This is a genomic window from Bacillus sp. FSL K6-3200, assembly GCF_038630485.1.
GTDB lineage: Bacteria > Bacillota > Bacilli > Bacillales > Bacillaceae > Bacillus > Bacillus safensis.
Genome location: NZ_CP152032.1, coordinates 2,253,640 through 2,275,802, shown reverse-complemented (window position 1 = coordinate 2,275,802; position 22,163 = coordinate 2,253,640). Strand labels below are relative to the sequence as shown.

General features: G+C 41.5%; 20 protein-coding genes. 5 read left to right on the top strand and 15 right to left on the bottom strand.

Annotated elements, in window-relative coordinates; genetic code table 11:
* Positions 1-42 precede the first annotated feature (42 nt).
* Complete coding sequence (locus tag MHI60_RS11445) at positions 43-894, bottom strand: DUF72 domain-containing protein (protein ID WP_111292844.1); 852 nt, start codon at positions 892-894, stop codon at positions 43-45.
* Positions 895-1,198: 304 nt separating this feature from the next.
* Here MHI60_RS11445 and MHI60_RS11440 point away from each other — a divergent pair, with 304 nt between their 5' ends.
* Both MHI60_RS11440 and MHI60_RS11435 read left to right on the top strand, forming a co-directional pair.
* Complete coding sequence (locus tag MHI60_RS11440; RefSeq protein WP_144483422.1) at positions 1,199-2,365, top strand: helix-turn-helix domain-containing protein; 1,167 nt, start codon at positions 1,199-1,201, stop codon at positions 2,363-2,365.
* A gap of 64 nt (positions 2,366-2,429) precedes the next feature.
* A complete protein-coding gene (locus MHI60_RS11435) occupies positions 2,430-3,587 on the top strand; it encodes an oxalate decarboxylase family bicupin (RefSeq protein ID WP_144483425.1) in 1,158 nt (385 codons plus the stop codon).
* Positions 3,588-3,649: 62 nt separating this feature from the next.
* On the opposite strand, the gene MHI60_RS11430 is transcribed toward MHI60_RS11435, so the two are convergent.
* The 3 genes from MHI60_RS11430 to MHI60_RS11420 form a co-directional block, all read right to left on the bottom strand.
* Positions 3,650-4,378 (bottom strand): NPP1 family protein, encoded by a 729-nt coding sequence (locus MHI60_RS11430; RefSeq protein WP_111292847.1) that lies wholly within the window; start codon positions 4,376-4,378, stop codon positions 3,650-3,652.
* Positions 4,379-4,651: 273 nt separating this feature from the next.
* Entirely contained in the window at positions 4,652-5,851 is a 1,200-nt protein-coding gene (locus MHI60_RS11425) for an MFS transporter (RefSeq protein WP_111292849.1), read from the bottom strand.
* A 155-nt stretch (positions 5,852-6,006) separates the two neighbouring features.
* Positions 6,007-7,248, bottom strand: a complete 1,242-nt coding sequence (locus tag MHI60_RS11420; protein ID WP_111292853.1) for an alanine--glyoxylate aminotransferase family protein — start codon at positions 7,246-7,248, stop codon at positions 6,007-6,009.
* A 169-nt stretch (positions 7,249-7,417) separates the two neighbouring features.
* Here MHI60_RS11420 and MHI60_RS11415 point away from each other — a divergent pair, with 169 nt between their 5' ends.
* Entirely contained in the window at positions 7,418-8,296 is an 879-nt protein-coding gene (locus MHI60_RS11415) for an endonuclease (protein WP_144483428.1), read from the top strand.
* A gap of 14 nt (positions 8,297-8,310) precedes the next feature.
* On the opposite strand, the gene MHI60_RS11410 is transcribed toward MHI60_RS11415, so the two are convergent.
* The 9 genes from MHI60_RS11410 to MHI60_RS11370 all read right to left on the bottom strand — a co-directional run bounded on the left by MHI60_RS11410 (position 8,311) and on the right by MHI60_RS11370 (position 16,944).
* Positions 8,311-9,054 (bottom strand): IucA/IucC family C-terminal-domain containing protein, encoded by a 744-nt coding sequence (locus tag MHI60_RS11410; RefSeq protein WP_144472202.1) that lies wholly within the window; start codon positions 9,052-9,054, stop codon positions 8,311-8,313.
* 21 nt (positions 9,055-9,075) lie between these two features.
* On the bottom strand, positions 9,076-10,113 hold the full coding sequence (locus MHI60_RS11405) for an iron ABC transporter permease (RefSeq protein ID WP_041115765.1): 1,038 nt from the start codon (positions 10,111-10,113) through the stop codon (positions 9,076-9,078).
* Positions 10,106-11,122: an iron ABC transporter permease gene (locus MHI60_RS11400; RefSeq protein WP_048237375.1), complete on the bottom strand. Its 1,017-nt coding sequence runs from the start codon at positions 11,120-11,122 to the stop codon at positions 10,106-10,108. The genes MHI60_RS11405 and MHI60_RS11400 overlap by 8 nt, the downstream gene beginning before the upstream one ends.
* 73 nt (positions 11,123-11,195) lie before the next feature.
* The gene (locus MHI60_RS11395; RefSeq protein ID WP_095409506.1) at positions 11,196-12,152 is read right to left on the bottom strand and encodes an iron-siderophore ABC transporter substrate-binding protein; all 957 of its coding nucleotides are present in this window, start codon (positions 12,150-12,152) and stop codon (positions 11,196-11,198) included.
* A 136-nt stretch (positions 12,153-12,288) separates the two neighbouring features.
* Positions 12,289-13,200, bottom strand: coding sequence for an alpha/beta fold hydrolase (locus MHI60_RS11390; RefSeq protein WP_240193787.1), 912 nt, complete (start codon positions 13,198-13,200; stop codon positions 12,289-12,291).
* A gap of 64 nt (positions 13,201-13,264) precedes the next feature.
* On the bottom strand, positions 13,265-14,176 hold the full coding sequence (locus MHI60_RS11385) for an alpha/beta hydrolase (RefSeq protein ID WP_144472200.1): 912 nt from the start codon (positions 14,174-14,176) through the stop codon (positions 13,265-13,267).
* A 312-nt stretch (positions 14,177-14,488) separates the two neighbouring features.
* Positions 14,489-14,917 carry a phosphate-starvation-inducible protein PsiE gene (gene psiE / locus MHI60_RS11380; protein WP_024423385.1) on the bottom strand — a complete coding sequence of 143 codons (429 nt, stop codon included), beginning with the start codon at positions 14,915-14,917 and terminating at the stop codon, positions 14,489-14,491.
* A 37-nt stretch (positions 14,918-14,954) separates the two neighbouring features.
* Entirely contained in the window at positions 14,955-16,262 is a 1,308-nt protein-coding gene (locus MHI60_RS11375) for a HAMP domain-containing sensor histidine kinase (protein ID WP_144472198.1), read from the bottom strand.
* Positions 16,249-16,944, bottom strand: a complete 696-nt coding sequence (locus tag MHI60_RS11370; RefSeq protein WP_095409509.1) for a response regulator transcription factor — start codon at positions 16,942-16,944, stop codon at positions 16,249-16,251. The genes MHI60_RS11375 and MHI60_RS11370 overlap by 14 nt, the downstream gene beginning before the upstream one ends.
* A 250-nt stretch (positions 16,945-17,194) precedes the next feature.
* On the opposite strand from MHI60_RS11370, the gene MHI60_RS11365 reads away from it, so the two are divergent.
* Positions 17,195-18,394 (top strand): DUF418 domain-containing protein, encoded by a 1,200-nt coding sequence (locus MHI60_RS11365; RefSeq protein WP_144483431.1) that lies wholly within the window; start codon positions 17,195-17,197, stop codon positions 18,392-18,394.
* A gap of 74 nt (positions 18,395-18,468) precedes the next feature.
* Here the strand turns inward: MHI60_RS11365 and MHI60_RS11360 are convergent, their stop codons facing one another.
* Positions 18,469-19,398, bottom strand: a complete 930-nt coding sequence (locus MHI60_RS11360) for a WYL domain-containing protein (protein WP_144483434.1) — start codon at positions 19,396-19,398, stop codon at positions 18,469-18,471.
* Between the two features lie 82 nt (positions 19,399-19,480).
* On the opposite strand from MHI60_RS11360, the gene MHI60_RS11355 reads away from it, so the two are divergent.
* Positions 19,481-20,125 carry an NAD(P)H-dependent oxidoreductase gene (locus MHI60_RS11355; protein ID WP_144483436.1) on the top strand — a complete coding sequence of 215 codons (645 nt, stop codon included), beginning with the start codon at positions 19,481-19,483 and terminating at the stop codon, positions 20,123-20,125.
* A 173-nt stretch (positions 20,126-20,298) separates the two neighbouring features.
* Here MHI60_RS11355 and MHI60_RS11350 read toward each other — a convergent pair whose 3' ends face one another.
* Positions 20,299-22,155, bottom strand: a complete 1,857-nt coding sequence (locus MHI60_RS11350) for an alpha/beta fold hydrolase (RefSeq protein ID WP_144472192.1) — start codon at positions 22,153-22,155, stop codon at positions 20,299-20,301.
* Between the last annotated feature and the right edge of the window lie 8 nt (positions 22,156-22,163).

Here is a 22,163-nt window from a genome sequence, read left to right as displayed (position 1 = left end):
TCACTGAACCGTCTCATTCAGGTTGAAAGCCTCAGCTCTCGGTTAACTAAATAAATCTAACTGCTTCGGAGACAGGCTTGAATACGTGATATCCAGCAAATCAATCATCTGCTGGCCATTCGTCGCTGCATCTCCGCCGGAGTTATTATTAAACACGACATAGACATCTTTCGATTGCTGATGCAGGATGTCGAGATTCTTTTTCCACTCTTTTAATTCAGCTTCATTATATAAATATAAGTATCTCACTTCACGCCAATTCTCATGGTCTGCCGGGTGAAGCCAGCCCTGTTTATTCCTCCCGTGAAATCGGACCAAAGTTTTATCACGGTGTGTAGCTTTTATGACTGGCGGAATGGAGCCTTCTCCGACTTGCGGTTCATCACAGACGGAATGAATCCATCCTTCCTTTTCCATAAAGGATAAAGTCTGCTCATAAAATTCTTCTGAAAACCATGTACGGTTTCGGAATTCGAGAGCACATGGAATATCGCCCATCTTCTCCTTACACCATCTTAAATAGTGGACGTGCTCTTTTTTGCAATCAAACCATGGGGGAAATTGAAATAGGACCATGGCTAGTTTCCCTTCACGAATAAGCGGAGTCAATGAAAGAATAAACGCGTCAAACATTTCTTCCTTCGAAGCAAACGGAATCTCGCCCCTTTGATGTCCAGTCATTCCTTGGTATGCTTTCACAACAAATTGAAAGTCATCCGGAGTATCCTTTATCCACTTTTCATGATTACGCTCAGGCTGAACCGCATAAAAGCTGGCATCCAATTCCACAATCGGAAACGTTGACGCGTAGTGAAACAGCTTTTGCGCGCTGCCGATTTTTGGCGGATAAAGACTGTCATGATCTCCCCAGCCAGTTAATCCGATATAAATCATGTTTCTCACCTCTTGCCACTCTCATGTATAGACGGCTTCCTCATTCGAAGCCTTTGTTTCTTGTGATACCCATATTTCTGAAAGAAATTCTTCTGTCTACAACATATCATATTTGCTCGTAATTCTGAATGAAGATGACTGGCAGCACGTGATTTTGTCCTGAGGCTCTGTTTTTTTGTTATATTAATTGACAACTTTCTATCTAAAATGATTTTAGCTGATAACATAAAATGCATATCAGAGATGTTGACAGTGATTGTCCATTTTTTTATTCATCTTCACCAATAAAGGAGATTGAGTGGATATGAACATAGACGATAACCAGTTTGAATTATTACAAAAAATGGCCAAAAAGATTCACAAGCCTGTCTATTTGTTTAATCAGCATGGACGTATTCTTTATACCTCGCACCCCATGATTACGAGCCCAGAATGGATGCACATTCTCCCCTTTTTTCAAAGCAGGACAACTCATTCTTTTTCAATGATACATGCAAAACAAACCTTTTCCGTCTTTCCAATTGATCTAAACGAACAAACATGTGATTATCTGGTCATCCTCTCTTTCATTAATCCGCAGAAAGCATTGCATGCGATGATTGCAAAAGCAGTGAACGAAATATCGATTGCGCGCATGAGACAATATGCCGCTCTGCAAACAGCCAAGCGTGCTAGAAATGAGGGCTTTCGCAAATGGATAGAGAGGGCATCGTCTTCCCAGCAAGATCCCTTACATTTCGCTCAGGCGTTTGGATTAAACGCCGAATGCCGCTACCTATGTATGATCTGTCAGCTTGACCAGCGTAGTGATACCATATGTTTTATGAAGCAGCAGATGATTTTAGATCAAGTGGTTGATTTGCTCGAAAGTGCACTTCCAAGCTGCCCATTCCCTGCCCTTCTGTTTGTCAAAGGTGATATGGGTGTTGTATTGATGGAGGAGACTGGCAGTTGGCCGGAGGTTGGCGACAGGCTCACCTCTTTTTTAAAACAGTTGCAGATGCTCGTTAAAATGCAAGTGAATCACACTATTTCCTTTGGGGTGAGCTTGACTGGCTGCCCATTCCCCCATCTGTCTGAGGGCTACAATGAAGCATTAGAGGCTCTTCATGCCGGACATCTCTCATCGCGGACTGAATATATTCAATTTTATCAGGCAAAGGATGTGCCAGATTTACTAAGGCTCATTCCAAGAAAAGATATGATCACGTTTCACCAGCTGCACCTTCACCCGTTATCTGAACCATCACGAGTCGATCAAAGTCTTCTTCACACCTTATCTGTCTATTTAGAAACCCATTGCCACATTTCAGAAACAGCCAAACGATTGTCTATTCATCGCAACACGGTCATTTATCGCCTCGAGAAGTGTGAAGAATTGCTTCGAATCAGCTTAAAAGATCCTGACGCAACATTGCGGCTGCGCTTAGCCTTCCGTATTCAAATGTTTCTCTCATCCCATCCTGATTGAATTTTTTCTTCCGGAGCTTCATATAGTTTGGAGGAGAAAATTGAGACTCGAGGAGGGATGACAAATGGATGATGAGCTCCGTCACATCCCGCAGCCCATTCGAAAGGATGGCGCGGGTGCCACCGACTTAGGCCCGCGCGATGTCCTTCGAGATATAGAAAACCCAGATATGTTCGTTCCCCCTAAAACCGATGCCGGAACGATCCCAAATTTAAAATTTTCATTTTCTGATACACACATGCATTTGAATCACGGCGGCTGGTCTAGGGAAATTACGAAGCGGGAGCTGCCTGTTTCAACAACAATTGCAGGTGTCAACATGCGGCTCACACGCGGAGGTGTTCGTGAGCTTCATTGGCATAAGCAGGCGGAATGGGCATATATGATTTTAGGCAAAGCCCGCATCACATCTGTAGATGCAGAAGGGCGAAATATGATCGCTGATATAGAAGAAGGCGATTTGTGGTATTTCCCGCCTGGTATTCCGCACTCTATTCAAGGACTTGAGGATGGTTGTGAGTTCCTTCTTGTATTTGATGATGGCGATTTTTCTGAATTTGATACATTCACGATCACAGACTGGTTTGCCCATACACCGAAAGATATTCTCTCCGACAATTTTGGTGTTCCTAGGAAATTGTTTGACCATATTCCGAATAAGCAGCGCTACATGTTTCAAGGTTCGCCGCCGGCATCCTTAGAAAGCCAAATGGTATCTGATCCATACGGCAGCATCAAGCCGGCATTTACGCACCAGCTTCTTCGTCAAAAACCGATAACGACCTCTGGCGGAACAGTCCGAATTGTCGATTCACGAAATTTCCCGATTTCAAAAACGATTGCGGCTGCACTTGTTGAAGTAAAACCTGGCGGCATGAGAGAAATGCACTGGCACCCTAATAATGATGAGTGGCAATACTATTTAACCGGTACAGCCAAAATGACAGTCTTTGGAGCAGGTGGTACTGCCCGCACCTTTAATTACAGAGCAGGTGATGTTGGATATGTTCCTTTTGGTATGGGGCATTACATCCAAAATATCGGCCAAACGAGCCTTTGGTTTTTAGAAATTTTTAAAAGTGACCGGTTTGCAGATATTTCGTTAAATCAGTGGATGGCCTTAACCCCGCATCAATTAGTGAAAGAGCATTTACACGTAGATGATGCGATGATTCGTGCGCTTCATAAAGAAAAATCACCTGTCGTGAAATATGAGAGATGATGCGATTTTGTTTATAAAAAAACCGATCATTTTTAGATGATCGGTTTTTTTCATGACTAACCTTATCGATACCACGCTTTTGCTAAATTGTTTTTAAAGTTACTGTCTTTGAAAGGTACGTTTGCACTACCAAAGTCTGTTGTATTCAACGCATGTCTTGCAGCCGGCGTTAAATCATCCCAGCCAATTAATGGCTGCATTCCTTTACCGCTCACATTGCCGCTTACATTCAACTCATGATTTAATGGCCAGTTGCTATCATAACCTACCAAAGGATTTGTCCCTAAAATACTTGCTGCACTCGGTGCTACTTTCTTATATTGCCCATGACCTGAGTAAGCAATCGATTGAACATGCGGATTGGCTACAGCTGGGTTGTCAATCCAAACGACAATGGATTCCCAATCATGACGATGACCAAGGCCCGGTGAAGGATTATCTTTTGGGAAATACCAAGCATACATAATCGCCCAGCTGCCGTTGTACCAATCTGAACGTGAATATACTTGACCGATATTACTGCTGCATCCACCATTATGTGAACCGCTCGTTTTTAACCCTCTGCTTGTGTTTCCAGCAGCATCTACAGCTGGAAATGGTACACATCCATGCCATACTTTCAAATAAGGCTGAAATTTTTTCGCAGCTTTTTGTGTAACAGTTGTAGGGTTGACTTCTCTAAAACCAACTACCTTGTCATGATCAATTTCTGCCGCATGAACTGCTGATGGCACGGCTGCACTAAACATGGTGACGATAAAAAATATAATGGAAAACATAAACTTCTTCATTTTCTATCCCCTTTTTTTGATGATCTCAGTTACCTCATGCTGTCGAGACTGATGTTACCATTGCGGAAAAAACCAATCAATCATTTTTTACACAAAATGTATAATTCAGTATTTTATTAACCCCAAAGACCTGAATATATGATTCTCTCTCAGAAAAAGGTTTAATTATTGATAAACTCTACTATTCATTTTGATAAAATATAAAACATATACTATTTCTATATGGAATTTTTCTAAATACATTTCATTCAATAAAAAAAGACTGTAGATCAACTACAATCTTCCTTGCGCTGCATGAGCATGCTGCACTTTTTTCCCCCACACGATAGATGCAGCGAAGCTTACGCAAAGCACCAGTGTTCCAAACATAAAAGGAAACTCAATATTCACATCAAATAATATACCCGCAAGACTCGGTCCGACGATATTGGCAAGGCTCATAAAGGATGTATTGAGACCGCCTGCTATCCCTTGCTGATTGCCTGCCATCTTGGACAGCAATGTATTGAGGGCTGGTCGGACAAATGACGTAGCCGATAAAAATAAAATCGAACCCGTAAAAATCAACCAAAAGGACGGCGCAAAACGGCAGGCGATCAACATGAAAGCCGCACCTAACAGCGCATAACGCACGACTCTCATCTCCCCAAATCGTTTCACACAAGCATTCACTAATGCACCTTGAACAAGCACCCCGGCAAGACCCGCAACCGTAATCACAAACGCAATATCCTTCGGAGAAAATCCGTGTTTTTGGTCTACATATAAGCCGAAAATCGATTCAAAATGAATGATTCCGAAATTGAGGACAAAGGCCAATATAAACAAAAAGCCGTACGATGTCCTTAGGGCCTCGATCATTTGCACAAAAGGATTGAAATGAATATGCTTGTTGAGCCGCGCCTCTTCCTGCTTTTCCTTTGTTAATGTTTCAGGTAAGAAGAGGATGGATAACAAGGTAGAAAGAGCAGCAAAGGAACCGGCAATAAGAAAAGGAAAAGCGATCCCGTACTCAACCAAATAACCGCCTACGCCCGGCCCAATGACAAAACCTAGTGTCATCGCTGCACTGAATAGACCCATTCCTTTCCCTCGGTCCTTTTCACTTGTGATATCAGCGATGTATGCAAACATGGCCGGCATGAGTAAAGCCCCGGCAGCACCGCCTAAAAACCGAGACACAAACAGCATCCAAAGCTGATCAGCAAAAGCAAAAATAAACTGAGCAATTGTAAAGCCGGCAATCCCGGCAATGATCAATTTTCTTCGTCCAAATCGATCGGTCAGTGCGCCGGCAATCGGCGATAACGCAAATTGTGTAAGACCTGTTGCAGCGACAAGAAAACCAAGTGTTTTTCCTGTTGCACCAAAGGCTTCGATATAACTCGGCATAACAGGTACAATGAGGCCAAAACCAAGCATGGCAATAAAAATATTGAGCATCAAAATGTATAATCTGCCCATCTTCTTCATATAAAAACCTCTTTCTGCAAAATAAATGAAAATGATGACAAAAAATGATGAGAACTTCTCCAGTATAGCGATAACCTCATCTATAAGTCTAGTTTTTCAAAAATTAGCGTTCTTTTCCAAATAAAAAAATACCCGCCAATGGCGAGTATGAGGTATCACGTTATTTCAGCTTGTTCATAGATAGAAAGAGCCGCCTGAAGCCCTGCTCCGCAATGGATAGACGCACCGTGTTTGATGAGGATCGCTTCAAGCCCTGCTAACACAAACAGTACATTTTCCTTTCGGCAGCTGTAGCCCATTGTCCCAATTCTCCATATACGGCCGGCAAGCGGTCCAAAGGAGCTTGCAATCTCAATCCCAAAATGATGAAGCAGGTCGGCACGGACCGCTTCTCCGTCAATATCACTTGGAATGACAATACAAGTCACAACCGGCATTTTACAATCTGGATCACCAAACAATTCAAGCCCCATTGCTTCAAGACCTTTCATCAAGGCTTTCTCATGATATGCGTGCCTTTGAAAACGTTCAGACAGCCCTTCTTCCAGCACAACACGAACCCCTTCTCGCAGTGCATAGAGCATCGTTGTCGCTTCTGTATGATGATTTAATCGTCTTGGGCTCCAATAATCCTGAAGCTGGCTTAAATCAAAATAATTGCTTTTGATTGGAGAAATATCGATTTGTTTTTGTAATTCATCCTGTGTCGCAATGCCTTTTTCTACTTTCTTTCTCGATTCAATGACAGCTGCGACTCGGTCATTATACGTAATAGGTGACATGCCTGATGGAACAGATAAACATTTCTGCGTGCCGCCAATCGCCGCATCAATTTTCCATTCATCCACTTTTACCTCGACACCGCCAATGGTCGCCACAGCGTCTACAATGAACAGCACATCAAGAGCCCGGCATGCTTCACCGATTTGCTTGAGCGGCTGCAATCGTCCAGTCGATGTTTCACCATGAACCATTGCAACGATTTTAGGCTTGACCTGCTTTATTTCTTGGATGATGTCGTCAGGATCAAAAACCGTCCCCCATTCACATTCCATTGTATGTACCTCAGCACCGTAGCGCTGCCCTATTTCAATGAGCAGGTGACCGAAGCGGCCAAAGACAGGTACAAGCATTGAATCTCCTGGCTCAATCACACTGGCGAGCACGGCTTCAAGCCCTGAACGGGACGTACCATCGATTGGATAAGCCCATTTGTTTTCTGTTTGAAAAAGTGACCGCAATAAGGTCATTGTTTCATTCATAATGTGTGTAAATGCTGGATCAAATTGACCGAGAATTGGCGTGCTCATCACACGGAGAACTCTCGGATCTACTTCAACGGGCCCCGGTGTCATAATCGTTCTTGAAGGTGTTTGCAGTTCTTTCACGTTATCCATCCTCTCCCTTGCTGTCATCCTATATGCCCACTTATACAGTAATGTGTATAAAATAGCAATCTCTTTTCCTACGAACTTATTACATAAAATTTACGATAAATCCATTTATTTCTTCATGGCAATATGATAGAAATAAAGAGAATACATTCCCTATCAAGGAGGAAATCGAATGAAAAGAACTTTATTTGGAACTGTGACCGCCGGATTGATGATATTCGGCACATTAGCCGCTCCGCTGCCTCCAGCTGCAAATGCTCAAGCTTTCACGCTGAATGAACCAAGTCAAACGATCACCTTTTCCCCGTTACAGCTTCAAAACGAAACATCTGCACAACAAACGCAAACTGCTGCCACAAGTCAAATCGATTCCTATTACCAATCTGCTGCTGGCAAATCAGGACCCGCTCTTAAGAAAGCCTTACACGATATCATTGATGATCATACGCAGCTATCCTACAGCCAGGTTTGGGATGCCTTAAAGACAACAGATGAAGACCCCAATAACCCAAACAATGTGCTGCTGCTTTATAGTGGTGCCTCCCGCTCAAAGCAGTCGAATGGCGGAAATGTGGGCCAGTGGAACCGGGAGCATGTCTGGGCCAAGTCTCACGGCAATTTCGGGACAAGCCAAGGGCCTGGGACAGATCTCCACCACCTTCGTGCGACAGATGTGCAAACGAACAGCACACGCGGAAATTTAGATTTTGACACGGGTGGTAATGAATACAAAGGAGCGCCGGGCAACTTCTACGACAGCGACTCATTCGAACCTCACAACCGGGTCAAAGGAGATGTCGCGAGAATGCTCTTTTATATGGCGGTTCGCTACGAAGGCGATGACCGCTTTCCAGATTTAGAATTGAACGACAAAGTGAATAATGGAAGCTCTCCTCTTCACGGCAAAATGTCTGTGCTTCTCAAATGGCACAAGCAGGATCCAGTCGATCAAATCGAACGGAACCGCAATGAGATCATATATCAAACGTATCAACACAACCGCAACCCTTTTATTGATCATCCTGAATGGGCAAGTGAGATTTGGGAATAAAAAGAAAGGCACTGCTAAGAACAAGCAGTGCCTTTCTTTTTTTCAAGAGGACAAACAAGACAATAATCGAGACTCTCCGATTTTTTCTCAAGCTTGTAATACATACAGCAGGTTTTCCGATTGGATGTTTCAAGTAAGCTGTCGTCTAGGTTTAGGCTGTGCTGAAATGGGTTTTGCTGAGCTCCAAATACATCACCAGCCGCCTGCTTCAGGTACAGATAATCCTCCCGCACGCGCTGCTTCACCGCAGGCTCTTCCGCTTCCCGCATCATGCTTCGATAAAGAGAGTTGATTCGAACCGCTACATTTTCCCATAAAATACGATAAGAGAGTTTTGATGTGCGGTTCAGCACGTCTAAAAGAGGCGTGACACACTCCGTAAACAACTCACGCACAACCTTTTCTCTCCATTCATGCCGATCTCCTTCTAGTGGAACGAACGAACACGCCGCCTCATCCATTTCAATTTTCCGATCATCTCTAAATGCACATGCTGCTGGTGGAAACTGATAGACACCGTCATACAGCGTCATCAAGTATAAAGAGGAACTGACGGCTAAGTAGGCATACCGCTTTGAAAACATAGATGCTGCTACCGCAAGATTCGGTGCATGCATCGCTTCCTTTTCAGCTTCTAATAAACGCATGACGGCTGCTTCTGAAAAAAGCGCAGCAAGTGTTCGATCAGATGTCATTGGTCCATTTGTGATGTGTACCCCAAAATCAAGTAATTCTCTCTCAACCCACTCTGGCCTCATATCAAAACCCCCATCTTCTGTTTATCGATTGCGCTGTTGATATAACAAATAAATAAAGAACGGTGCACCAATGGCCGCTGTAAAAACACCTGCTGGGACATCTAACGGTAGAAATGCGGTTCTAGCAACAAGATCAGCCAGCATCACGAGAATACTCCCAACAAGCGCAGATGCTGGAACAAGCGCTATGAATGAACGTCCAATGATCATCCGTGCAACGTGCGGCGCCATGAGTCCAACAAATTCAATGCCGCCTGCAAATGCGACTGCAACACCAGCCAATGTCACACTCATCAGGAGAAAGAATAATCGTTTCGCCTGCACTTTTACCCCGAGACCTGTTGCAAGATCATCGCCAAGTTCTTTTACATTCATCGTTCTTGCTAACACCATGACAATCGGTAAAATGATCATCACCCAAGGAAGCATCGCAGCAACGTCTTTCATCGTAGAACCATATAAGCTGCCTGTCAGCCAGATGTATGACTTTGTCGTTGTCATCGTGTCACTAAGAACAAGCGTAAACGTCACACATGCTTTCATAATGGCGGAAATCCCAATTCCCATCAGGACAAGTGTGATCGGTTTGACCCCTTTTTTCCATGAAAGCAAATAGATTAGGCACGATACCGCAAAAGCACCTGCAATCGCCCATAAGGATTGATAAGCAATGGGCACAGTGCCCATCCAAAAGACGATGAACATAATCGCACCAAACGAAGCACCACTCGTAATTCCAATGATGTCAGGTGATGCAAGCGGGTTGCGGATCAACCCTTGCAAAATAAGCCCTGATACCGCAAGCGCGGCTCCGACTAAAACAGCCAGCAGCGTTCGTGGAATTCTCAGCGTATTTAACACAAAGGAATTCCCCTCTCCCTGACCGATTAAATGAAGCAGCACATCCACCGGCTGAATGAACCGGCTTCCCATACTGAGACTAAGAATAAATAAACCAAAGGCAATGGCCGTCAATAAAAGTAAAATCAAAAATGTCCGCTTTGAAAATTGAAATGAAATGCGCCCGCCTTTAGAACGCACTGTATATGTTTTAGCCACCTGTCTTCAACCCCTTGCGCACGAGATAAACAAATAGAGGCGCTCCTGCTATCGCCGTCATGACACCAATCGGCACTTCCTGCGGCATGATCAGAAAACGAGCCGCCAGATCCGCGGCAAGTAAAAGCGACGCCCCCACAACGGCACAATACGGCAGTACCCAGCGGTGGTCAGGCCCGACAAGCTTTTTCACAATATGCGGCACAAGAAAACCAACAAAACCAATTGAACCAGCAACAGCGACGGAACCACCTGCTAAAAAGACAACGAGTACACCCATCGTTATTTTCAGCAGCAGTGTACGCTGGCCAAGTCCTTTGGCAATATCATCTCCCGACAAAAGAACATTAATAGAACGTCCTAGAAGCAGCGCCACAATAGTCGCACCTAAAATATATGGCAAAACAGGGATTAACATATCAATGCTTCTTCCAGACACTGAACCAGCCATCCAGAACAAAATACTTTGAATCGACTGTTCATTCACGATTAAAAGACCTTGTGTAAAAGAAGCAAACAGTGCAGATATCGCCGCACCTGCAAGGACAATTTTGACGGGCGTCAATCCATCTCTTCCAATGGAGCCCAATAGAAAAACGAGCATCCCTGCAATCGCTGCACCTAGAAAGGCTGTCCACATATAGCCTGTTAACGACTCTGTTGAAAAGAAAACAATCGAAATCACGATAAAAAATAGTCCACCTGCATTAATTCCTAATAAATCAGGCGCCGCAAGCGGATTTCTCGTCAATGCCTGCATAAGAGCACCTGAAATCGCCAAGCTTGATCCAACGACCGTTGCGATTAAAGCTCTTGATAATCTGGATGTCATGACAATGACACTGTTTGGATCCGATTCATCAAATTGAAGAAAAGCATGGATGGTGGCTTTGAGGGAAATTGAGGTTTGCCCAAGGGAAATACTGAGCATAAAAAAGACCAACATCAACACAATGAATCCAGCAAAAAGCAGTGCCTTGCTTGAATCCTTTTTTAATAAACTTCTCATCTGATTCCCGCTTTCAATCTGTTATGGAAAAAAGGAGAAAATGGTATGTTCACATTTTCTCCTTTGTTATAACTTATTTATCAATTCCTAGTCGATCGTAAATATCATCAAGCATCATGTTTGCAGCGATAATACCGCCGCCCATGTTCCAAGTGATTTCATCTACTTTATGCACTTGTTTCGCTTTCACTGCGTCAAGCTGCTTCCATAAAGGATGACTCGTCCACTCTTTATATGCTTTTTCAACCGCTTTATCCTTTTCATCCATAAAGTAATAGATCACATCTGCATCCATTTGCGGAATGCTCTCTTTGTCTGTCAGTGTAATGATATCTTGCTTTTTATCTTTGACATTCTTAGGTCCTTCAAAGCCTAGCTCTGTTAAAATCGACCCTGCGAAACCAGTTTGATAGATTCTAGCATGATCTGCACGGAAGTTCACCACAGACACACTCATTGGCCAGTTCTTGATGTCTTTTTTCGCTTTTTCTTTAAAATCAGCGACACGGTTATCCCACTTCGTCAGCAATTCTTTTGATTTGTCTTCCTGATTTAACGCTTCACCCATCAACTTCACTGTATCTTTAAATGTGAACACAGTTTCAGTTGCAACAGTTGGAGCGATTTCTTGCAGCTGATCAAAAATTTGCTCGTGGCGGATTTTTGATGCAATGATCAAGTCAGGCTTTAGCTTTTCAATTTCTTCTAAGTTTGGCTGTGTTTCCTGCCCAACAATTTTAACATCCTTTAAATCATCTCTTAAATATTTATACGTAGGTGCTTCAAGCCAAGATTCTACAACACCCACTGGTTTAATGCCCATAGCGACTGCTGCATCCGTTGCTCCTTGGTACAGCGTCACAATACGCTTTGGTTTATCCTTAATATTGTCAGTTGAACCGATAGCGCTTTCAACGGTCCTTGTTTTCTCTTTATTACCTGACTTGCCGTCACTGCTATTGCTGCCGCAAGCTGCAAGTAAAACGATGGAGAGCACAACTAATAGTGACCAAAAAGATTTCTTGAACATGTACCTCACCTATCCATTCTATATGTAGTCATATCGTTTGATAACGATTCTCATTATCACACTATGATTTTATCATAGAAAAGGATGGTGTCAATGTAAATTTTTAAGAAAATGGGAGAGTGTTGACTAGTTATTCTTATGAAATAGGATGATTCCACATTTGGATGGTCCTGCCAATCTCTTTTCCTGCTTCTAGTAATACCGACAAATGGGTATGTCCTTCCATCACTTGATAGACTGATTGTTTTTTAATTGGTTCCATCGGCAGCTCATGATAGGGGAGAAATGTCTCGACGTCATACAGCTCGTCCTTGCTGCCTACAAACATGCCATATGGCCGATCCATCTTCGCAAATTGGTTTTTAGGTGCAGATGGTGTTAAGGCAAGAGATAGATTGACAGTGATGGTCGTCAATAGAAGTGGATCCTGCTCGATCACCCATGCAGGATAGTGAAAACGTACGGCTTCAGAATGACTCATCAGCCCCCCTTTTGTCATCGCAGACAGAACGAACTTCCATACTTGAACAGTGGCAAAAGGGATTTGATCAGCCCTTGCAGTGCCTGACTTATAGCCAAATTCAGGTGCAATAAAAAAGTAACCGTCCACTTCTCTTTTTTTTGGCCAAGACAAGTAGTTAAGCAGCAGGCCCGCTCCAGATGAATGACCACAAAGGTAGATGGCTCCATTATGATCCTGTTTAATGGCATCCACAACCTGCGAGATATCCTGCCATACATCCGTGACCCGAGGTGTATCACCCTTTTTTCCTTGAGAATGGCCATGGCCTCTTAGATCAAGTAAAAATACATTTACGTGAAAATCATGTTGCAGTGTGTAAGCAATATGCTCATAACCAGCCAAACTATGAGCACCACCGCCATGAATCAAGATCATATTGGCCTGCGTCTTCTTTTCTGATAAAAATGGATAATACGCAAGGCTTGTACCATCATGTGATGAAATGAATTGTCTTTCTGGAATATGTACAGGGGCTGCCTGCTGCATACTTGCAAATGAGAATGGTTCGATCTTGGTGTCTGTCAATTTTTCGCTCCTTCAAACAGAAACAAGAATGGCCAGCTGCGCTAGTCATCCTCATTCCTATATCTTATTCATTGCTTTCTTTCAAAGGGAAGGTATTACTTTCAATAATCTCGACAATTTGGTTTAACGCTTTTTTTGCTTCTGGTATAGGGAAAACAGGAAACACATGATTCATTTTAGGATATTCTATATAGTTTATTGGAACCCCCTGCTTATCTGCTATCTCTTTGAATTTACGGGCATCTGGAAGGAAGAATTCGTGAGTGCCTATAAAAACAGAAATTCGTCCCAGTGCTTTGATCTCCCCGTAGATTGGACTGACTAAGTGGTGTGTTTCATCCATGTCACCCGCATATCTTTTTCCTGCTTCAATTAATAAGGCTAGATTGAGCATTGGTTCTTTTGGAACCATAGCAGCGATATCTGGGTTGCTTAATGTAACATCTAGCCATGGTGATAAAAGAATGATATTCCCTGGCTGCGGCAAGCCCTTTTTTGCCAAGTATTGAGCAAAAGCTAACGATAAACCGCCACCAGCAGAATCACCCATGATGACGATATTTTCAGGTGTTCCTTTCTCTAAAAGAGCTTGGTACACAGGAAGGACACTCTCGATCGCATCCATATACTGATAGTTCGGTGCTTTTGGATAAACCGGCACATACACCGTACTATTTAATTGCTTCGTCAATCGGTCTAAAAAACGCCAATGCCAAGTCAAAGGCTGTTCAATATAGCCGCCACCTGGTATAAACAACACCTGATGGTCATCCGGCTGGACATTTGATTTCAACATATACGTATCGACTGGAAACGAGTGATTTTTAGTAATTTTGTACTTATTCTTAATTTTTTCAGGCAATTCATAAGGTAATTCATTTGCCCTTCTTCTTTCTTCTAGATAATCATTTACATTGAGTTTCTTTTTCGTCAAACCAAGTAGCAGTTCTACTAAAAAACTTTGAATACTTCGCATATGATCGACCCCTGTTCATAGAATCATGATGACCAATGTCAATGGAAAGACAAGGCTTCTAAAGCATACCATATGAGGACGTACATCAGGAAAAAACCTTTTTATCCACCTGATCACTTACCACAACAAACAGTTGTTCATTAATGAACAACTGTTTATTTACTGTTACTCATATTCTACTTTTTAGATGCATGACAATCAATTGTCAATCTGACCCTAACCGTTCATTAATAGACAGATAACGACTAAGTGTTCATCTCGTCAATGTCCAGACATGAAAAAAGACGAACGGTCATCGTTCGTCTTCTTCGCTCACTTCACTTCTTCATGCTCCTGAACCGCATGTCGTTTACTAGCGATAAAGAGAGCAACGGTCATAGCTAAAATGGTCAGCGCCCACCAGAAGGTCGATACAGCCTCTTTATGATCGATGATAATCAAACGGATGACGGCTGTGATGCCAATATAAATAAAATAGCGAAGTGGAAAATGAAAGTTTGATTTAAAGTACTTAATAATTAAGGCAATAAACTCAAAGTACATAAAGAAGATCAGCAGCTCTCCAAGCATTTCATAATAACTGTCTTCTTTGCTGAGCAAATTCTTGTAGACGAATTGGACAATATACCAAGTTTCACTAATTAAGAGGACGCTTAAAGCAATGGCCAGAAAGAATAGACAAATATTCAGAAGACCTTGCAAGAGATCCGGTACCTTTTGGAAATTGTTGAATCGTTTCATTAGATTGTCTCTCCATTCCATGTTATTCATTTGCCACCTATATTTTGATGTGCCAGAAACGCAGCACGATGTAGTAAACGCCGTTCTTTTCCATCCTTTCAAACTGCCCGTGCATGCGGGACATCATTCGTTTTATGCTTCGTTCACCAAGTCCAGTGCTTTCCTGCGTGTCATTTGTATCGATTATCGCATTGCTGATATGGATCTCAAAGATTTCTTGGTCGGATAGAAACGTGAGATTGATATCTTTTTTCGGGTCAGCGTATTTCAGTATGTTCGACATCAGATTATCAAACACTCGGCCAAGCTCCTCGACATTCACATTGATATAGCTGTCTGGCAGCTCTCCTAAAAGATAAACCTTAAATGTCTCTTGCTGCAAGATCGCCACCTGATCTGATAAGAGATCGTAAATGACCTCTTTGACTGCAACTGTCTCAAGCTCAGGTTCATGTTCTTTATCAAGTAGAAAATAGGCAAACAGATTATCAGATAGATTTTTCAATTGCAGTGCTTTTTCATAAGCACTTGCTATATATTGATCCTTACGGGTATCCGCTCCATCCCCCTCTTTTTTCGCAAACTCCAAGTTCATCATCAGCGACGTTAGCGGTGTTCTCATATCGTGTGACATTTCAGTAACCAAGCTGCGGCTCTCTTCTTGCAGCTCATCAATGGCTTGAAGCTTGTCCAAAAAAGCTTTACGAAGGTCCTCAATACTTTTGGCAATCATCGCTAATTCGTCATGCCCTTTCACCGTCATCTCATAGTCCAGCTCGCCGCCTTCAAGAATATGAATGTCTTGGTGAATCGTTTGCAGGTAGCGTAAACTTTTGCGAATACCGAGAAGAACAATGAGGAGAAAAATAAGCGTTGCTCCGAGCAGCTCGAGTGTAAACGCAAGATCGTGGTAACGAGACGAATAGAAACCATCCACCATGACCCGGCCTTCACCGTCGCTAAACTGAACAGGAAACGAATGATGCTCGGCGTACTGGGTCACCTTTTCTTTTCCGTACGCCGATTCATCCGCAGCCGAATAGATGGAGTCATATTGTAGCACCTCATCCTTGAAGATAGTCAAATTAATGTAATTCTCTTTTTTCACCCACTCACCAAACGCTTGTCGATCCGTTGAAGACAGCTTATTCTCAGACACATAACGACTGAATTTTTGAATATATTTAGCTGACTCCTCCTCGTAATACTCGTCCGAACTCAAGTATCCATCAATGAGCTCATTGGTGATCTTTTGCAGCGTCATAAAAACAAGACCGCTCACAATGGCAGCTGCCAAAATCAACAATGCCAGCTTTTTAGCTAGCATATATTTACGATGTGCCAAATCGGTATCCTCTTCCCCATTCGGTTTTGATATATATAGGACGTGCCGGATCATCCTCAATTTTGGCACGCAGCTTTCGAATATGCACCATCACCGTATTGTTGGAACAATAGAAATAAGGCTGTCCCCACACGCTCTCATAAATATTTTGAGCTGAAAAGATTTTGTTCCGCCTGCTCATAAGCAGCTTCAACATACGATATTCTAAATCAGACAGCTTGAGTTGTTGATTTTCTTTCCACACTTCATTAAATTCTTCGCTCACCCTTAGCTTGCCTCCAACAAGATAAGTTTCTTCCTGTTCCTTCTTTTCCTGATAGACAGTATACCTGCGTAATTGTGCAATCACTCTAGCATGAAGCTCCTCTTGTGAAAAAGGTTTTGTCATATAATCATCTCCGCCGGCAAGTAAGCCTTCGGTTTTATCGAATGTACTTGATTTGGCTGTTAAAAATAGAATCGGGACATTAGAAGAGGCTCTTATCTGCTGGCACGTTTCGATGCCTGAGAGCCCAGGCATCATCACATCCAAAATCACCAAATCGAGCGAATCGTCCACAAACTTCAATGCTTGCTCACCATTCATCGCTCTCAGCACCTCATATCCAGCACGTGTAAGGGATTCCTGCAAAAGGTCTCCAATATCCTGATCATCTTCTACGACTAATATTCGATGTGTCATGTCTCTCTCACCTCATGATACGTGATGTACTTTCTTATGTCTTTACTATATATCATCTAGCTATGTGAAAAGATACAGCATAAATCTTAACACTTTATGAAATTGATCGTTCTCCATCAATTTGTCACATTTATTTTCAAAGAATTAGATCTTCATAAATTGTTAAGAATTGGGACGTATATTGATTCATTATAAGGATCGATGGAATGATCCGAATGACATTTATCATAACAAGAAAAGGGGCATGGATATGAATGCAAACAAAGTAGCACACGCGATGAGTTTGAAAGATCGGGTTCATTTCTTAGACATCGTAAGGGGTTTCGCTTTAATGGGAATTATTCTGGTTAATTACTTTTTGATTGTGGATTCGGCGAAGGGGTTTGATATGGGAGCAAATGATGTCTTTCACAACTTGGTGAATTGGTTTGCCTCAGGGAAATTCATTACGTTGTTCTCCTTCCTATTCGGCGTTGGGTTTATGATTTTTATGGATCGAGCTGCTCAGAAGGTGGACAGTCCGAACAAGCTGTTTGCCCGCAGATTAACCATTCTCTTAGGATTTGGCCTTCTGCATTTAACTTTTGTTTGGATTGGTGATATTTTGGCCTATTATGCAGTCGCTGGCTTTTTACTGCTTTTCTTTTACAAACGCACAGCCAAAACCATCCTATACTGGCTCATCACACTCTTTGTGATTCAATTGCTCACGCCTTTTTTCACGATGCTGCTCAATACCGTCAGTTCAGGATCATCAGGCAAGCCGGACTTTGCTGATTTTGAATTAATCAGCCACAACAGTCTGACTTATTTAGCATCTATTGGTGATCGGTGGACAGATATGGTGACAATGGCTTCCGGCTCTTTTTCTACTGTCTATTCCATGTTCTTCATGTTTTTACTTGGTGTGTATTTTGTAAAAATGGAGTTTTTCAAAAACATGGAGGCGAAAAAAGCGATTTGGAATCGCATTTGGATCATTTTTTCCATCGCTTTTCTCATCACCCAAGGCAGTACGATCATAGCAGCGGTCAATCCTTTTGAAAATACACTCTGGATGAACATTGCCACTGCTCTGGAACAAAACGGGGGATTAACTGGCAGTATGTTTTATATGAGTACACTTGCGATGCTATTTCTGCACGTTCCTCAGCTGCGAGGTGCTTTAATGGTCTTTACAAAAGTCGGACGAATGTCCCTGACCTGTTATTTGCTACACTCGATCATTGGAACTCTGCTATTTCTAAAGTATGGAGCGGGGCTTGCCGATCATCTTCAGCCGGCTGGTACGTTTTTCATGGCTATTGGCGTGTATGTCTTCCTTGTGCTTTTCAGTACGTTTTGGTTAAAGCGGTTTAAGTATGGACCGATGGAATTTATTTGGCGGCAGCTGACGTATGGAAAGGTCGATGATAAATCGAAAACAAACACAATGGATGTGGCGAAGTAACTGACATCATAGTAGTTAAATAGAGTGAGAAAAAGGCGAACTTTAGTGGTTCGCCTTTATTAATTTTTTTTGATTCAATACTTGTCAATCACTTCTCGTAATTGATTCAAATAACATTCTTTCAATTCCTCTGGGTATTCAATTTTCACATGTTTCCCAAATGACATCAAATAGTGAGTCATATACGATAATTCTTCTTGGTTGTATCCACCCACAATATAAGGAATCTGATCAACGATCTCCAATCTCATATTTGGATAATGATGCTTCAAAAACTTTTCTTTTCCTTGTTCCGTTAATCGACATTTAAATGAGATATCATGATAAGTTTTTTCGTGCTCGAGTTGCATTGCTTTTAATTCTTCCTTCGTATAGGTGCCTCTGCCTTCTTCAATGATCAAGTCCTTCATAAAGTCACATCTATAGATGCCCCACTTTTTATTTTGAACATCATATGCTTTGGTGAACCAAATCCCATTTCGATAAAATAACTCAAGAAATTGCAGCCTGATCCTTTTATTTTCATATTGAGTGTACGTCATCTTCACGATTTGATCTTCCATCATCGCCTGTAAAATCAATTCCAAATGATTTTGTTCACTAACTGGTGCGACATTATAGTAATGAATCACTTCCAAAGTCTCCGTAATCGTTTGTTTTCTCTCATCAGACATTGTGGCAAACAGTTTTTGCCGAATTTGTGAGTAGGACTTTTTAAATGGTGTAGCTGACACTAGATCTAGAGCTTTAAGAGCGAAAAAAATAGCTTGGACTTCTTCTATATTGAAATAAATAGGAACCAATGGAGATTGATTCACCAGTCGATATCCTCCATGTCTGCCATTTTCAACGTAAAAAGCTAAGCCCATTGACTCTAGCTCTTCTATATCTCTTAAAGCCGTCCTTTTAGAAATGCCAAATTCGGATTGTAAGTCCTTTAACTGAAAAGAGTGTTTATCGCTTAAAAAAATAAGTTCTTGGTTTAATCGTTCTGATTTTTTCATTTGTTTGCCCTCTTAAAAAGGTGACTTCTTTTGTCACCTTTATCATTTATACTCAGCTTATCAAAAGAAAAGGAGCATGTATATGCAAACATTAATCATTAACGCACACCCAGATTTTACTCAACAAGAAAGTTATTCAAACAAACTGCAAACACTATTTTTAAAACAGTTTAAAGAAAGATTCCCTCATGAAGAACCAACCATTTTACATTTACATGAAACTGAAATTCCCCGTATCGAAAAAGACCAGCTGCTACGTATTTGGGATAAGCAAGCATCCGAACAAACATTAACAGCTGCCGAAGAAAAAATCGCCGCTGCTTCATCTGCTTTATTGGCCCAATTCAAAGCACATCATCGAATTGTGATCGTGTCACCTGTTCATAATTTCAATGTGACTTCACGAATGAAAGATTATATAGATAATATCTTTATTGCAAGAGAAACATTCAAATATACAGAAAATGGTTCTGTTGGTCTGATGACTGACGATTATCGTGTACTTTTACTTCAAGCAAGCGGCTCAATTTTCACAAATAACGATCGATATACACCTCTGGAATTTTCACATCATTACCTAAAAGAAATATTTCAAAACTTGATGGGGTTTCATCAATTTCATATTGTCCGAGCACAAGGAACAGCGATTTTAGAGCAAGATGCTATTTTACAATCTGCATCTGATGATATGACGAAAACCTTAGAGGAGTTTTATGCACCGAATTAATCTCTATTTAATCAAAAAGACCCAAAACGAAAAATCGTGCTTTTTTTAATAAAAATCACCTTTTTCGTTTTAGGGTGCTATAAAATCTTTCAGTTGGTGTGCATCGGCGGGATCACAAGCACTGCGATTTCATTTCAATTACGACATTCTTTATTTATCCCACATTCTCAACTTCAACTGCTAGTAAGACTATTTTTTATAACCAATGCAGCCGTTTCACTCGGATGGCTAAGAGGAAAGTGATGGCCGTATGGAACAACATCAACATTTCCAAGATGCAACGGAGCAGAATAGCCTTTGTCATACTCCCCCCAGATAATATGAGGATTATCCTTTGTTAATTCATTGAATTCACCTTGATCGGTTTTCAGTAGTAAATGATTAAGCTGAACCGTCGTATTTAAAATTCTAGGAGACGTAAAACTATTTCTGATTTTTTCAATATAATGTACAGGGATGTTCTCCGTCCTTTCAAACAAACCATTACTTAGTAAATAACGCTCTATCATGTTAGGAGTTGCTAATTTTAATGACCATTTGTTCATCCATTGAGGAACATTTAGCGATTTAGCATTTTTTTTGGCAACCGGCGGCTGAAGTAAAGTGATTGAATACTTCTTATCTATGTACCCTTGTCCCAATGCTTTCAGTAGAATAAACGCACCGAATGAATGGCCGATTAGATGTGCACCATTAGCCGCTTTCTCCAATAACTTTTTGACTACATTCAAATAGATATCTAGAAGGTGTTTCCCTCGTTTAAATGGAGAACGTCCCAAACCTGGAAGGTCCAAGATCCATATAGGCTGACCCGTTTTTTCATGAAGCTCTTGTGCTAAAGGAAATAAATCCTCTCCATCACTCAATAAACCATGTAATAAAATAAACGGTTTCCCTTCTCCTTGTAATTGGTAAAGGGTGTTGTTATCGCATAATGTTCGCTCAAATACATGATAATGCTCACCATGTTGATCCATCATGCGATAATCCAGATCAGCTACTACAGCAGGGAAAAAGTTCATGACACTCGTCTTCTTAAACCAATCTCCCCCCATCATTTTTTTCACTGAAGCATTTGAAAATGTTCGTTTTGTCATAAAATTGAGTCCATCAGAAGGAATGTTTGTTATTTTACTTACTCCACTTTTCATCATTGCTTTCATAAACGGCATTGGGACAGAGATTTTTGGTGCTCTCATATTCATACTTTCTGACATCACACTTAATAATTCAGCAATGTTCGGATCGTGTTCTTTGTCTTCAACAAGTGTATATGTTTGAATAGCCGGCTGCTCCATCCTGAAAACCTGCACAATAAACTTCGCAAACTCATCGTTTGAAATAAGTGGCAGCCTATATCCTTTACCTCCAGGAATCACTGGCATGAGCCCTCTTCGCATACTTGTCACAAGCAAACCTAATCCTGCTATCTGCTCTGTACTCCCTGTTTTACTACTGCCGACCACAGTTGGCGGATTAATAACAGAAAGGGGATAACCTACTTCTGATGCTTGTTGACGGATATAAAGATCTGCTAAAAATTTTGTTCTCTCATAAGGATTCTTTATTTTCAGGTAATCATTTCCTTCTTTAAACACATCAATTGCAATCTTGCTATTTTGATCATCAAAGGGGCTCATATAACCGACAACATGAATAAATTGCTGCAAGCCCTTCAATTGATGAATACTTTTAGCTAATTCACCAATATGTTTGGCACCATTTAAAAAGACGGAAGCTGCCTCTTTACTGGTCGCTTGAATATCCATGGGCCCTCCTGCGTGAATGATCACATCCGTTTTCATTACCCTCTCTTTATCTTCAGGACTTAGACCTAAATCTATTTTCGTCAAATCACCTTCAACAAAGTGCATCACTGACTCTTTTAAAATACCTCTTTTTTGAAAAATGCGTGTCGCTTTACTTTTCGACCTCACTAAAAGAAGAATGTTCACATCCTCTTTGGCTAATTCTTCGACTAATTGCTTTCCGATAAAGCCTGTTCCACCTGTTAAAAATACTGTTTTCATATAAAATC